Here is a 14,690-nt window from a genome sequence, read left to right as displayed (position 1 = left end):
CATAATGCTGGCTACGTAGCTAACCGGAATCGCCAGTCGAACCGGAACACGTTTCGGCAATTAAGGTAAGTTGAGCGGTTAGGGCATCATGCTGTTGCCGTCCCGAACCAAGTCCCAACTTACCCAGTTTTCAGAAATTAACAACCCGCTTGCCGTGATAAGAAGATCCCAGTTGCATGGTAAGCGGGACTTTTTCACGTGGGTACGGGAAATCGTGAGTGGTAACGCATGGGTTGGTGGGGCTACTTTTTGACACGCTTTCCGTGCGTCGGTATACTAAAATCTGAAGTGAGGGATCAAGTTGAAAAATCATGAAGTTTTGGATTTAATTCAGGAAATTACCCGTAACGACGGGACGGCTTACATGGAAATCGGCAACATGCTGATGAACGGGCGGGCTGAACTGGCCGCTGAACGCGGTTTTATTAAAGAAGTACGGATCTTACAGTTGAACATTCCCCATTCGACCCACGTTGCCAAGTACGAGGCGTACGTTAACGAGACGTTTGAGATTCCCGATGAATCGATGGACCACTGGGAAGAGTGGACTAAAACTCCCGAAATGCAGGAAGAAGTTAACTTAATTTTGAAGGAAAACCACGTTGGGTAATCCAGCACGGGCTTGTTAAGCATCAGTTGTCGCTGGTGTTTTTTAATTTGATTCGTGAACCGGGCAGACTAAGAAGGGAACCTGTAATTGAACAACCAGTTATTACAATTTATCCAAAAACGCTTTCAGACTCGCTTTCGTTTTCGAAATGCCTTTGAATCGCGTTTGACCGTCGGTATTTTGACCCGCTTGATTTTGGAACATTCGGAAAGTTTGCTTTTGACCCGGCGGGAAATTGAAACGCTGACCGGGTGTTCACTGGACGATCCGGTGCTCCAACGGGAGTATTTTCCCCAGCGCACAATTACGCTGTTGGAAACGGCACTAGACGAATTAACTAACCTTAGTTTAGTGGTAACCCCCGCCGAAGGGCGCATCCAGTACCCACTATTTCGCAGCATTCAGATCGACCAAGTTTGTGAGCGCATCGTCTTTAACTTAAATTTAGACGTGTTACCCCAATTAACGGACTGGTCAAAGGAGCTACGCCACAAACAGGAGGAATTTATAAATGAGTTTAAGCGTTATTGAGACCTTAGCTGCTCATCGGACCCAGCGGGCGTTTACCACGCAGCCGGTGACGGATGAAACTTTTGAACGGATTATTACGGCGGCCCAGCAGATGCCAACTAGCCAATACTTACAAGCGTACAGCTTAGTTGAAGTGACGGACCCGGCGGCACGGGCGGCGTTGGCCAAGATTACCACGATGCCGACGGTTGGTGAAAACGGGCGGTTACTAGTTGTTCTGGCGGATCAGCACCGCAATGCCGGTCTGGTTCCCGGAGCGGCGACTAAGCGCGCATTGACCGAATTTGACCGTTTTGCCGGGAGCATCGAGGACGCCACGTTAATGACGGCTGCCATGGTCATGGTAGCGGAAAGTTTGGGACTGGGCAGCGTCGTTTTAGGGTCCATTAATAATGACACGCAGGCCGTGATTGATCTATTACACTTGCCGGCGTTAACGTTGCCGGTATTTGGGTTACAACTCGGATACCCAACGGAACGGCCGGAAAAAAAGCCCCGCTTACCGTTGTCAGCAATCCTATTTAAGGATCATTATCAGGAACCGGCGACTTACCAAGCAACTTTACGACAGTTTGATGAACAGCTTCACGCGTACTACCAGGGACGCAGCAGTCACGCCCGTGATGAACACTTGGACCACATGACCGCTGAAGCGTTACACTCAGCGGCTAAGCGGCGGGATTTCTTGAAGGTTGTTCGGCGTCAGGGCTTTTTGCCAGAACTAAAAAATTAAAGCGCAATAGCAAAAAAGTGCGTGATAAAAGCAGAGTGTGCCAAAAGTCGGTTAGCGGGTGAGCATTAACGGCGTATGGAGAATAATCCTGGGTTTGGATTGTTTGACATACGTGGTTAAGCGGAGCCCGCTGACTTTTGAAACCCGTTTCGACAATAATTGTTCGGAGATAAAACAGAGGCTGTGACTTTTGTCACAGCCTCCTTTATTTTTCGTAGTAATGGTGCTGAAAAGTCAGTTCACACAAACCAAGTAACTTTCGGTTTCCTAGCCCTGATAAGGGTCGTGTTTAAAGAGCTGCGCGGCTTTGACGGCAGTTTGCCAACCCGTGTAGAGGTTGTCGCGTTCCGCGGCGCACATCTGGGGTTTAAAAACGTCCCCGGATTGGTGAATTGATTTAATTTCGTCAAGGTCCTGCCAATAACCGACGGCCAGCCCCGCGAGGAATGCGGCTCCGAGCGCGGTCGTTTCTAGGTCCGCGGCACGGTTGATCTGGACGTTGGAAATGTCGGCTTGAAACTGCATTAACCAGTCGTTACGGGCCGCCCCGCCGTCAACCATCAGAATGGGCATCGCAATGTGCGCGTCCTGCTTCATCGTGTCGATGACGTCACGGGATTGGTAAGCTAGCGACTGCAGGGTGGCCTTAACGAAGTCGGCCTTAGTGGAACCGCGGGTAAGCCCAAAAACGGCACCACGGGCATCAGAATCCCAATAAGGGGCACCGAGGCCGGTGAAAGCGGGAACGACGTAAACTTCGTTGTGATTATGTGACTGTTTAGCGAGCGCTTCCGACTCCGGCGCGGACTGAACTAACTGCATGCCGTCACGCAACCATTGGATAGCGGAGCCGGCAACGAAGATCGACCCCTCCAGCGCGTAGCTGACGTGACCGTCGATACCGTACGCAATCGTGGTCAACAGATTATGGTCGGAGAGTTGCGGTTGTTCACCGAGGTTCATCACGGTAAAGGCTCCGGTCCCGTACGTGTTTTTGACCATACCGGGTTCAAACGCCATTTGGCCGAACAGAGCGGCCTGCTGATCACCGGCCATGCCACTGATGGGAACTTTGCAATTATAAAATAAATAATCCTGAGTTGTTCCGTAAATTTCAGAGTTCGAACGCACCGTTGGCAACATGGCCTTCGGAATGTTGAGTAGGTCTAAAATGGTTTGGTCCCACTGTAAATCGTGAATGTTGAAGAGCATCGTGCGGCTCGCGTTGGTGTAGTCGGTGACGTGGGTGACGCCACCGGTCAATTTCCAAACTAACCAGGTATCAATCGTCCCAAAGAGCAGTTCGCCCCGCTCGGCCCGCTCCTGAGCGCCATTGACGTGGTCTAAGATCCACCGAATTTTAGTTGCGGAGAAGTAGGCGTCGGTGACTAAACCGGTTCGCTGGTGGATCATTTCACCGGCACCGTTTTCAACTAACTGGTCGGCAAGTGGCGCGGTCTGGCGAGACTGCCAAACGATTGCGTTGTAAATGGGTTGCCCCGTTTTTTTATCCCAAACGACCGTTGTTTCACGCTGGTTAGTAATTCCAATCGCTTTAATTTGGTTCGGTAAGATTCCGGATTCAATTAGCACGTCGGCAATTGTACTAGAAACCGCGTTCCAAATTTCGTTGGCGTTGTGTTCGACCCAGCCGGGCTGGGGAAAATATTGGGGAAACTCGCGTTGAGCGTCGGCGAGTTTTTGGCCCGCGTGGTTAAAGATGATGGCCCGGGTACTCGTGGTGCCTTCATCAATGGCCATGATGTATTCGGCAGGCATATTCAATTCCTCCAAAAAGTAATATTTATATACGAAAGTATTATGAATTGATACTAGCACGCTTACCGGGATTTGTGAATAAATATAAGAAACTTAATAAACAGGGGCCCAGCCTTGTCAAACCGGGATTTTTGATGAAATTGAACTATACCAATTGAGAAATATAGAAAAGGGTTACATTCTTATTGGGTTAATAACAGTCATAATTAGCCAGTTTGTAACCCGGTCGAACGATGGTGTGGTTATATTTGTAAAATAGACCAATCGGCATATAATTAGGATTCAATTAATTAATTCTAATTAGCAGGAGGTCCCGACATGCAAAAAATACGGTTCTTTTTAAAGGGTTCCGCCGCGGAAACGGCGTGGTTGAATCGGCAGGCCCAGCGTGGTTACCAACTGACGGGTATCAAGGGGATGACGTACCAATTTAAGGCCGTTCCCGACGCCCGGCCCGTAGTCGCTGAATATTTGCGACCGGCGACGCTGACGGCCATGGCGGACGTTTTTCACCCGTTGACGACCTTCACGTTTAACAACGGTAAAATGGCGGTGGCCTATTCCTCAGTCCAAACGGCGCAACGGGTGGTAAGTGATGACAACCATTACCGCTTGGCCGTTTACCGGCGGGCGCGCGAAGTGGCCTTAAACTGGATGAACGGCTGGGTCGTGGGCATCTGGTTACTGATGTGCGTGGAAGTGATGATCAGTACCAAGCTAACCGCGACGCCGTTACTGACCAGCCTGTTACTGGGATCGTTTGGCGTAGGGGCCGGGATGATCGTTGCGGCCATCGTAATTTGTGGTACCGCTGCCGGCCGATTTCACGGGCAGGTTTGCCGTCTGATTCGGATCACTGGTGAGGATAAGGGAACGTGGAAACCGACTTTTCACGTGGTCTTCCGCCACCAACAGCAAGTTCCCGATACCGAGGCCTGGGCGGAACTGGGTAATTGGCGGTTAGCAATGCAAAATCAGCAGGGGGACTATTACTTTAATTTGGAAACCAATTTAAGCGAACGTGAAATTAGAAATACACTTTTGAAAATGATAAAACCAAAAGATTTTGATGTGCTATCGTGGTTAGGCCTATACCCACTATGAGGATTGCTAGATTATTAATTATGTGAAAATAATTTGAAAATGTTTGATAAAAGGTTGTAATTTAATTAAAAAGCGTGTATAAATACAGACATAGTCATTGCCCGGTAGTTCAGCGGTAGAATAATTGACTGTTAATCAAGAGGTCGCTGGTTCGATCCCAGCCCGGGCAGTTAGTGTCGTATAGTACTTTGAACGGTATCTCTAGGGAGGTACCGTTTTTATACGTCACCAATTTGGTCGAAGATGCTAGTCTAATTCGGATAAGGGTGAGCAAAATGGTCAAATAATCGTCACAAATAAATCAAGAAAAATATTCTGACAAACCTTGACTATTCTTGACTAATCTCGTATACTTACTATATAAAAGTAAGTGTTAGATTCATTTACTGTAAACTTAGGAGGAATTCATCGTGACAGTAAACTTATATTATTCAACATCTAGCAAGTCAAGCCGTAGTGCGCGGGCATGGTTGGTTGCTAACAACATTCCTTTCAATGAACGCGACATTATTGCTAACCCTCTGGATCGCGATGAATTGAAACAAATCCTCCGGCTCACTGAAAACGGCTTCGAGGACATCGTTTCAACGCGTTCTAAGGCTTTCAAAGCATTGCACATCGACTTGTCTGACCTTGGTTTTAACCAACTGTTAGATTTATTAGTAGAAAAGCCCCAGCTGTTAAAGCGGCCGATCATTTATGATGGGCGCCGGCTACAGATTGGCTACAACGAAGAAGATATTCGGGCATTCTTGCCACGTTCAGTGCGTAAGTCTGAACTACGTGAAATTCAACAAAAATTATACGATGACGACCAGCAAGCGGTCGGTTAATCATCGCAAGGTCCCGCTGCTGAGAGGCAGGGGACCTTTTTTTGTATAGAGTGTGAGGTTCAAGCGGGTGGGGCGAGGATTAGCCTAGTTATCAGTATTATGCGGTTTGGGCATAATGCTGGTAACGTAGCTAACCACAGCCCCAGCTTGACCCGAGCACGTTTCGATAGAGTGTGAGGTTTCGACGGGTTGGAGATGAGGATTAGCCTAGTAGGCAGTGTTATGCGGTTTTGGCATAATTCTGGCTACGTAGCTAACCGGAAGCTCCAGTCGAACTTGAACACGTTTTAGCAATCAAGGTAAGGCGTGCAGTTTTGACATAATACTGGTGACGTAGCTAACCACGAACCGCATTAAACAAAATCCTTGGTTAAATTGTAAAGCTTGCGTACAATGTAATAGGAAACTATGAATTGAGGAGGATTTGACGATGAGTGAACGTGATCAGGCGGCTTGGGCCATCCAAGCATTGAAGGACTTGCAAACCGACGGGAACCACTTTACCATTGATGGCATCATTAAAGTGATCGATGATCAGCAAGCTGAGATTGAAAGCTTGCGGGGATCAATGGAAGGCCAGTTGTGGAGTCCCACCAGCTGGCATCAAGACCAGCAGGCACAACAACAAACTAAGTCGTAGCCGGAGTTTGACATTAAATTAAATCATGAACGCAGCAAAATACAGAGTGTGCCAAAAATCGGTTAAGCGGAGCCCGCTGACTTTTGGCGCACGTTTCGACAATAGTTGTTCGGAGATAAAATAGAGGCTGTGACAAAAGTCACAGCCTCTATTTTAACGTTCAGACCGGCAATTATTGCCGAATTTTTTTATTTTGGGCGGCAAGGCGGGTCAGGTGTTCGAACAAAATACCTTCCCGTAGCCCGTTTTGTGAGAAAATCATCCGGTCGGAATCAAGGAAGCGCATCAGCGTAATGGCCGGAATCAGACCACCCACGATGATGTCGGCCCGGTCCTTTGCCAGCCCCGGAATTTCGGCCCGCTCGGCGGCGCTTTTGGCGATCACGTCATCAAAAGTTTCGTAAATGGCGGTGTCGCGAAGCCGGTAGCCGTGAATATCTTCAAAGTTCAAGAAGTCACTCTTGCGGCGGTTGATCTTGGCGAGCGTCCGGTTACTGCCACCAAGACAAACTAACGGTAAGTTAAGTCCGTTACGTAACCACCAGACACTGTTGAACAGTTTATCCACAAACGTCATGGTTTTAAACAGTTCGTTCGCCGCAATTTTATCGCTCAGGTCAAATTTTTCCGATAAACTGACGGCGCCAATCGGTAAACTGATCAGTTCCTTGGCCTGACCGTTGACGATCAAAACCAGTTCGCAGCTACCACCCCCGGTGTCGACCATGACGCAGTTCGTGGTCGGCAGGGTGTTGATTACCCCAAGGTAGTCGTAATAAGCTTCGGTGGTTCCCGGAATGACTTCAAGGTCTAAATCAAGTTCGCTTTTGACCCGTTTTAAAAACTTTTTCTGGTTACTGGCCTTACGGGTCGCCGCGGTGGCCACCGCCGTTAACGTTAAGTTTGGCAACTGGTCATAGATGGCTTTAAACGAGGCCAGTGCGGTCATCGTCCGCTCGATGGCGGCCGGCTGTAACGTTGGGGTGGCACCACTGTTTTCGTTTTCGGATAAACGGACCATTTCCTTTAGCCGGTGGGTGACCGCGTAACTCCCATCTGGTTGGATCTGGGTGATCGTCATCCGGCACGAGTTGGAACCGAGGTCAATGACGGCAAAGTTTTCCATACTAGTCTTCCTTTCCGTTACTTTCTAAAGGATTGGGCTCGTTTTTAGGGCTCATCATCGGAATAAACTGGTGACTATTGCTAGTCGGTTGCGGTTCACCGTGGTCGGCTTGGACTTCCTGTTCGGCTTCGTGAATGAAGTAGGCTTGCGAGTCTAGCATTTCGAGACCCCGCCCATCAACCTTAGTGTAGGTGTCGTCGGCTTGAAGGATCCGGGTCTTGACGTTATCCTGCCACATCGTTTCAAAAATAGCCATCGCCCGTTGACTAATGTCTGGTTGGAGGAGTGGGAACAGCAATTCCACCCGCCGGTTCAGGTTACGGGTCATCATGTCGGCACTGGACAGGTAGATCTGGGGTTCGCCGTCGTTACTAAAGTAGTAGATTCGACTGTGCTCGAGCAAGCGGCCGATGATTGAGTGGACTTCGATGTTGTCGGAAATTCCCTTGATCCCGGTCTTTAAGCAACAGATGCCCCGAATAATCAGTTGAACTTTGACCCCGGCGTGGGAGGCTTCGTAAAGTTTACTGATGATTTGCGGGTCGGATAACGAGTTCATCTTCATCCGCACGAGGGACGGCTTGCCGGCCTTGGCAATCGCAATCTCATCGTCTAATTTTTCGTTGATAAAGTCGCGGATCCCGTCCGGTGAAATGTGCAATTTATGGAAGTACGGTGGTTCCGAGTAGCCCGAAAGCATGTTGAAAATGTTGGAGGCGTCAATGCCCATGTCGGTATCGGCCGTAAACAGTCCCATGTCAGTATAGAAGTGGGCGGTCACGTCGTTATAGTTTCCAGTCCCCATGTGCATGTAACGCTTGATGCCTTCGTTTTCCCGGCGAACAACCAGCGCGAGCTTACAGTGGGTCTTTAGACCAATCAAACCGTAAATCACGTGGCAACCCATTTCTTCCAGCTTCTTTGCCCAGTGGACGTTATTTTCCTCATCAAAGCGGGCCTTAACTTCGACTAAAACGGTGACCTGTTTACCGTTTTGGGCGGCTTGCCCGAGGTATTTAATGATTGGTGAATCCGCGGAGACCCGGTACAGCGTCATTTTAATGGCTAAGACGTCTTGGTCCTCGGCCGCTTCGTGGATGAAGTCCACCACCGGTTTAAAGTCGTCGTACGGGTACTGCATCAAAATATCGTGGGCCTTGATCAAATCAAAAATCGAGCGTTCCCGGTAAACGGCCGGGTAGTTTGCCTTGTACTTCGGGTAATTAAGGTCGTCATGACCACTGACCGCCTTCACCAGCTTGGACAGGAAGGTTAAGTTTAACGGTCCGTTGATAACGTACAGGGCACTTTCGTCAATTCCGAGGGCCTTGGACAAACGGGCCCGCTGGTGTTTACTCATGCTCTTTTCAACTTCTAAGCGCATGACTTTCCCGCGTTCACGCATCTTTAATTGTTTTTGAACTTCCTTTAATAGGTCGGAAGTATCCTCTTCGGCAACGTCAAGGTCGAGGTCGCGCATGACCCGGTAGGCGCTAGTTTCTTTAACGGTGTAGTTAATGAACAGCGAACCGACGAAGGCCTTGATGATGTCTTCAATTAAAATAAATTGGTTCGGCTTGCCGGGTAAGGTCACGACCCGTGGGAACACGTCGGGAACTTGGACGGTCGCAAACTTACGGTCCTTTTTATCCCCGTTTTTATAGATTCGTAACGCGATGTTTAACGTGTTATTACCAATGAACGGGAACGGTCGCGATGAATCGTCGGCCATCGGTGTTAAGGCCGGGTACAGTTCGTCGTCAAAATAATTTTTGACGAAGGTGTGCTGTTCTTCGGTCAAGTCCGCCATGTGTAAGAGGTGGATGTCGTGTTGTTCTAGGAGCGGTAATAGCGAACGGTTGAGCGTGTTATACTGCCGCTTGACCATTTCGTGGGCCTTAGCACTAATGGCCTGGACTTGCATTTCCGGTGTTAAGCCGGCCGGATCGGGCTTTTTATAGTTAACGGACATTAGTTTACGCAGCGAGGCCACTCGTACGGTGAAAAATTCGTCGAGGTTACTCTGGGTGATGCCCAGAAAACGGACGCGTTCCAGGAGCGGGTTGTCCTTGTCGCGGGCCTCGTCCAATACCCGGTAGTTAAAATCCATCCAACTTAGTTCACGGTTGGTGTAGTAGCTTTCTTTGTGGTAATTCATTTTAACGTACCCCCCGTAATTTAATTACTGGCGTTAGACCGAAGACTTCTTTAAAGAACTCGGCCTTTTGCGCGAAGACCCAGTTTTCTAAAAACAGGTCGTCGTGGGAAAAACAGGTGATAATGACCCGCGGGTTCTTAATCGACACCGAGATCTTATCAATTTTTTGTTTGCGACCATCGTCCAAGGCGTCCGCAATTCGTAAGATCGCGGAAAGCTTGGAAACTAGGACCCGCTGTTCGAGTTGCATGTGCTCAAAGTGTTTGAGGTCCTTTGACGGTGTTTGCGCGCTGTGGTAGCGCGAGATCATCGCAATCGTTTTTTTCTCATCATCGGTTAGACCGGTTAATTCGGTTGCTTGTAAAATATAATCCGAGTGCATGTAATGCTGGTGCGGATCGATGTAACTCCCAACGTCGTGTACGATCGACGCAACTTGTAAGAGTAACCGGTCGCGTTTACCCAGGTGGTGCAACGGTTTTAACTGGTCAAAGAGGTGCAGCGCGAACTTAGTTACTAAGTCGCGGTGTTTAGGTTCGACGTTGTAACGGTCGGCGATGTTTTTTGCGGCGGTCACGATCTGGTCGTTAAAGTTGTACTTCTTATAACCAAGCTTAACGGCTTCCTGAATAATCAGTCCGTCGAGCACGGTAACGTTGCCAAGCCAGATTTTTTGCGCGTTAGTCAGTTGAAGTAACTCGTTAATCAGTAACATTTCGGGCACGATTAACCGGACGTCCTCTTCGTCAACCTCGTATTTATCCATTAAATACTGGTCGGACGCGTCGATCACGTCGTCATACAGGGCCTGAAAGTCGCACTTGCTCAGTTCTTCGACCCCGGCCTTGGATTGTTGCTGCCGGAACAAGTTGGAAAACGGTGCGACGCCCAACATGACGACGTTGCTTGGTTCTTCCCGTCGACCGGGTAGAAAACGACCGAAGTCGGCAATTTGGCTGGAAATATAGTCGTCAAGGACTTCAACGTAGTTCGGTACGCTGGACTGTAAGTCTTCCAAGACTTCGGCGATCCGTACCGGCCCGAGCCGCAAACTTCGTGAAAAGACGAAGTTCCCCTGATCATAGTGGGAAATACCGACGCTGCCGGAATTGATTCCGAGTAAGTAGGTCGGTTCCGTGATCATTTGTTTAAAACGTGGAAAATGGACCGCAACGGCGGCCGAGCGTAAGTAAGTTTCCTGACTACTGGATAACCAGTCGATTTTTAAACCGGTTCGTACCAGTAACTGGTCTTGGACGTAATCGGCGTTGTTTGCGGTGGATAAGGACCACGATCCCCATAAGCGGTAATCCTCAACCCCGTAGTCGTTCATAATTTGAACAAAGCCGGTCAACGCGGACGCCGCCTGTTCGACCGAATCGTAATCGATCGTGTGTTGATCGTAAATATCTTCGCCAAGCGCAACGTCGGAACGCACGCGTTCGACTTGCTTCAAGGTCCGCAAGTTAACGATGGATAGCTCAATACTTTGAACGTTGATCATCATAATACCAAATAATTTTGCTGCCATTTAGATCCCCCATTTAAATGTTTTTACCCCCCTGGTAAACGTAACGTTTAGGTTAGATAATTCTTTTAATTTTAACACACGTTTACGGTGGGTGAAATGAATAGTGACGTGATTGTAATTTAAATTTGCAAGCGCTAAATGCCCGCAATACGCAAAAAGCGCAGTTCGGCGGTTGCGAGAACGTCCGAACCACGCTAGTTATGACTATAAGATTTCGTGATTGTTAATAATTAGTTTGTTCAGATGTTTTTCAACCCGCTGGTCAACCGGTGGCAACTGGTGATAGTCACCGTACATCCGGGTCAAAATTTGATCATAGGCCCGGGGAATTTTAACTTGCAGGGTCTCAAAGGGAACGACTCGCAACGTCGTTAATTCCTGATACGACATAATCTCCTTGTCGTAGTCATACTGCGAGGCTAAGTTTTTATAGGTGCGTGAATCGGATTGTTCGTAGAGGCGCATGTAGCCTTCCCGGTCCTGCTTATGTCCGTTCACTTCGGCCAACTGTTGGGGAGTGTGCTTGGTTAGACGGTTCCGCAACGGGGTTTTAACGAAGTTGTAGTTGAGTTTAAGTAGGATGGCGGCGTCTTCAAGGCGGAAGTGCATCATTTGCGACCGCCGGAGGGCCTCGTCGTCCGGAATCTTATCAAACGGAAAAATATCAACAAAGACACCCTTGAAGGCGTTGTTAACGTTGTTTTTTTCTTCAATGTACGTATTGACGTCCAGCAGTTTCATATAGCTCAGTGCGTAGTCGGGATCACTGGCACCGGTTTGTAAGAAAAATTGGTCCGGATCAAGGTGCTGGTTTGCGACCGCGATAAACCGTTGGTATTCGCTGCGGCGCATACCGATGTCGATGTCGTCGTCCCAGGGGATGAAACCCTGATGACGGACGGCTCCCAGTAACGAGCCACCAATTAAAAAGTAGTCGATGTTTTCGGCGTCACAAATCTGAATAACGGTTTGCATCAGGCGTAATTCGACCCGGTGCAAGGGTGTGAGGGCCATCTGGATCATCTCCTTCTCGTAAGCGTTTCACTACCTATTATCATACTCCTTTAGTCCCGTAAAATGTTAGGCAGGATGCCTTACGTGCGTAAAAAGCGGTCAATGCCGGGTCAATCACTGTAAATTAGTTAAAGGCGTGTTATATTTAATTCAAAGTCAATGGGGTGACGGTAATAATCATGAAAAATATTGAATTAGGGCAACTTTTAAATAAGTATTTTGACGCGTATCAGGATACTACTAAGACCATGATGGACTTGGTCGCCTGGCCGTTAAGTCAAAATAAACTTTCATTTGAACAATTTTTGATCATGCGGCGGATCGCAACCACTGATCAGGTGACGTTAAACGATATCGCCGTGCAACGGCAGGTGACGCGTAGTGCCATTTCGCGCCAGGTCAAAGCGTTATTAACACAGCACTACGTTTTCCAGGTGCCGGATCCACAAGATCGGCGCCGGTTATACTTGCACCTGACCGAACGTGGTCAGCAAGTTGAGGTTTTAGTCAACCAGGCGATCAGCAAACACTTTGATACGTGGGTCCACCAACTAGGGGCCGACCAAATTGAACAGGTTTTACAGATGATGGCGGGCTTTTGCGAACAGGTGACGCAGCTTGGGCAAGGTCAAGACCACCCACGGCCAGTTGCGCACTAAAAAAATCCGGGAATATTCCCGGATTTTTTTAGTGTTTAAAGAAGTTGCAATATACGCCTTCGCAGGCTTCTAAAAACATGCCGATGGCCATAATGTACATCGCTATCATGTTATTCATGGTAAAAACGAAGTAGAGTAAGACGGCGTATAAGATTAGAAAAAAGATGGCACTAACCTTGGAATTAGCCAAATCAATCACACTCCCCAAACGATTTTTATAAAACACTCCTTATAACAATTCCATTTTAACGCAGCGCCTTTTGATTTAAAAATTGAAAAAAAGTTCTGGTAAATTATTTAGTGTTCGGATATTGCTTTTAACTAAGAACAATGTTAGGATTAATTTTGTGATAAGGAACGAAAACACGAACGTTTACAATTGTGCTATTTCTATTATTTTTAATATTTGGAGGGAATCATGAATAAAATAGCGGCATATTTTAATTTCTCAGAATTGAAAACGTCCATGCGAACGGAAATGTTGGCAGGACTAACGACTTTCGTTTCCATGGCTTACATCCTGTTCGTTAACCCCAGCGTCTTAGGGGCTTCCGGAATGGATAAGGGGGCGGTTTTCACCGCCACCGCGTTAGCGTCCGCGTTGGGTTGTTTATTAATGGGTCTGTTAGCGAAGTATCCAATTGCCATTGCACCCGGGTTAGGGGTCAACGCCTTCTTTACTTATTCCGTCGTTATTGGGATGGGCGTTAAGTGGCAGACCGCTTTAGCCGGCGTGTTCGTTGCCGCCGTCATCTTTATGTTGATCACCATCTTTAAGTTACGGGAAATGATCATTGACGCCATCCCCCGGGATATGAAGTTAGCAATTTCCGCCGGGATCGGGTTCTTCATTGCCTTTATCGGGCTACACGGTGGGGGCCTGATCGTTGCCAACAAGTCTACGGTAGTTGGGTTAGGTTCCTTAACCGTGGGGACGACTTGGTTAACCATTTTCGGTTTGATCGTCACGTTGATCTTAATGAGTCGGAAGGTTCCGGGTGGGATCTTTATCGGGATGGTCTTAACGTCCATTCTTGGGTTAGTTACTGGGCTCATTAAAATGCCGTCAACCATTGTTTCTGCTGCGCCATCACTCAAGCCAACCTTTGGGGTCGCGCTAGGTCACATTGGGGACATTAATTCGTTACAACTGATCATCGTTGTTTTGACTTTCTTACTGGTGACGTTCTTTGATACGGCCGGTACCTTAGTGGGTTTGGCCGAACAAGCCGGTTTTATGAAAAATAACAAGATGCCTCGGGTTGGGAAAGCCCTGATGGCTGATTCAACTTCCATGTTAGTTGGTTCCGTTTTAGGGACGTCGCCAACTTCCGCCTACGTTGAATCGTCCGCTGGGATCGCCGTTGGTGGTCGTTCCGGGATGAGTGCCGTGGTTACCGGGATTCTGTTCCTCTTCGGGTTATTCTTCTCACCACTGTTAAACGTGGTTACTAGCCAAGTGACCGCACCGGCACTAATTATTGTCGGGGTCTTAATGGCCGAATCCTTGAAACAAATTAACTGGGAACGCTTTGAAATTGCCGTGCCCGCCTTCCTGACCGTTATTGGAATGCCGTTGACTTACAGTATCTCCGACGGGATCGCGTTAGGTTTCATCACCTACGTCATCACCATGGTTGCCACTAAGCACGCTAAAGAAGTCCACCCGTTAATGTACGTGCTCTTCTTCATCTTTATTATTTATCTCTGGATATTAAACGTTTAAAGCCATAAAAGAGAGGCTGTGACAAAAGTCACAGCCTCTCTTTTATCCCCGAACAATTATTGTCGAAACGGGTTTCAAAAGTCAGCGGGCTCCGCTTAACCACGTATGTCAAACAATCCAAGCCCAGGATTATTTGACATACGCCGTTAATGCTCACCCGCTAACCGACTTTTGGCACACTCTGTCATTTTTTATTATGGGATGACGTTATTGGTCGCTTAACGATCGATATTACGCCGCCTTCCG

14 protein-coding genes and 1 tRNA gene are annotated in these 14,690 nt (G+C 48.1%); 9 read left to right on the top strand and 6 right to left on the bottom strand.

Features of this window, described 5'->3' with window-relative positions; all coding sequences use genetic code 11:
• Positions 1-301: 301 nt before the first annotated feature.
• The 3 genes from D1831_RS02450 to D1831_RS02440 all read left to right on the top strand — a co-directional run bounded on the left by D1831_RS02450 (position 302) and on the right by D1831_RS02440 (position 1,874).
• Entirely contained in the window at positions 302-610 is a 309-nt protein-coding gene (locus D1831_RS02450) for a hypothetical protein (RefSeq protein ID WP_125071324.1), read from the top strand.
• A gap of 87 nt (positions 611-697) precedes the next feature.
• Entirely contained in the window at positions 698-1,141 is a 444-nt protein-coding gene (locus D1831_RS02445; protein WP_125071322.1) for a hypothetical protein, read from the top strand.
• A complete protein-coding gene (locus tag D1831_RS02440; RefSeq protein ID WP_125071320.1) occupies positions 1,122-1,874 on the top strand; it encodes a nitroreductase family protein in 753 nt (250 codons plus the stop codon). Before D1831_RS02445 ends, D1831_RS02440 begins: the two co-directional genes overlap by 20 nt.
• A gap of 267 nt (positions 1,875-2,141) precedes the next feature.
• Here the strand turns inward: D1831_RS02440 and glpK are convergent, their stop codons facing one another.
• A complete protein-coding gene (gene glpK, locus D1831_RS02435) occupies positions 2,142-3,653 on the bottom strand; it encodes a glycerol kinase GlpK (protein WP_125071318.1) in 1,512 nt (503 codons plus the stop codon).
• Positions 3,654-3,971: 318 nt separating this feature from the next.
• Here glpK and D1831_RS02430 point away from each other — a divergent pair, with 318 nt between their 5' ends.
• The 4 genes from D1831_RS02430 to D1831_RS02415 all read left to right on the top strand — a co-directional run bounded on the left by D1831_RS02430 (position 3,972) and on the right by D1831_RS02415 (position 6,230).
• Entirely contained in the window at positions 3,972-4,757 is a 786-nt protein-coding gene (locus tag D1831_RS02430; protein WP_125071316.1) for a hypothetical protein, read from the top strand.
• A gap of 98 nt (positions 4,758-4,855) precedes the next feature.
• Positions 4,856-4,927 (top strand) — tRNA-Asn (locus D1831_RS02425).
• Positions 4,928-5,167: 240 nt separating this feature from the next.
• Positions 5,168-5,590 carry a Spx/MgsR family RNA polymerase-binding regulatory protein gene (locus D1831_RS02420; RefSeq protein WP_024626317.1) on the top strand — a complete coding sequence of 141 codons (423 nt, stop codon included), beginning with the start codon at positions 5,168-5,170 and terminating at the stop codon, positions 5,588-5,590.
• A gap of 430 nt (positions 5,591-6,020) precedes the next feature.
• Entirely contained in the window at positions 6,021-6,230 is a 210-nt protein-coding gene (locus D1831_RS02415; protein ID WP_125071314.1) for a hypothetical protein, read from the top strand.
• A 172-nt stretch (positions 6,231-6,402) separates the two neighbouring features.
• On the opposite strand, the gene ppx is transcribed toward D1831_RS02415, so the two are convergent.
• The 4 genes from ppx to D1831_RS02395 form a co-directional block, all read right to left on the bottom strand.
• Complete coding sequence (gene ppx, locus D1831_RS02410) at positions 6,403-7,356, bottom strand: exopolyphosphatase (protein WP_125071312.1); 954 nt, start codon at positions 7,354-7,356, stop codon at positions 6,403-6,405.
• Between the two features lies 1 nt (position 7,357).
• Positions 7,358-9,514 carry an RNA degradosome polyphosphate kinase gene (locus tag D1831_RS02405; RefSeq protein ID WP_125071311.1) on the bottom strand — a complete coding sequence of 719 codons (2,157 nt, stop codon included), beginning with the start codon at positions 9,512-9,514 and terminating at the stop codon, positions 7,358-7,360.
• Between the two features lies 1 nt (position 9,515).
• Positions 9,516-11,045 (bottom strand): Ppx/GppA phosphatase family protein, encoded by a 1,530-nt coding sequence (locus D1831_RS02400; RefSeq protein WP_125071309.1) that lies wholly within the window; start codon positions 11,043-11,045, stop codon positions 9,516-9,518.
• Between the two features lie 204 nt (positions 11,046-11,249).
• A complete protein-coding gene (locus D1831_RS02395; protein WP_125071307.1) occupies positions 11,250-12,059 on the bottom strand; it encodes a LicD family protein in 810 nt (269 codons plus the stop codon).
• A gap of 179 nt (positions 12,060-12,238) precedes the next feature.
• Here D1831_RS02395 and D1831_RS02390 point away from each other — a divergent pair, with 179 nt between their 5' ends.
• Complete coding sequence (locus D1831_RS02390) at positions 12,239-12,718, top strand: MarR family winged helix-turn-helix transcriptional regulator (RefSeq protein WP_125071305.1); 480 nt, start codon at positions 12,239-12,241, stop codon at positions 12,716-12,718.
• Positions 12,719-12,746: 28 nt separating this feature from the next.
• On the opposite strand, the gene D1831_RS02385 is transcribed toward D1831_RS02390, so the two are convergent.
• Complete coding sequence (locus D1831_RS02385; protein WP_125071303.1) at positions 12,747-12,908, bottom strand: hypothetical protein; 162 nt, start codon at positions 12,906-12,908, stop codon at positions 12,747-12,749.
• Positions 12,909-13,136: 228 nt separating this feature from the next.
• On the opposite strand from D1831_RS02385, the gene D1831_RS02380 reads away from it, so the two are divergent.
• Positions 13,137-14,444: an NCS2 family permease gene (locus D1831_RS02380; protein ID WP_125071301.1), complete on the top strand. Its 1,308-nt coding sequence runs from the start codon at positions 13,137-13,139 to the stop codon at positions 14,442-14,444.
• Positions 14,445-14,690: the final 246 nt, after the last annotated feature.

The organism is Lactiplantibacillus garii (assembly GCF_003885105.1).
Lineage (GTDB): Bacteria > Bacillota > Bacilli > Lactobacillales > Lactobacillaceae > Lactiplantibacillus > Lactiplantibacillus garii.
The sequence above is the reverse complement of the archived record's forward strand: the minus strand, read 5'-3'. Positions and strand labels throughout refer to the sequence as shown.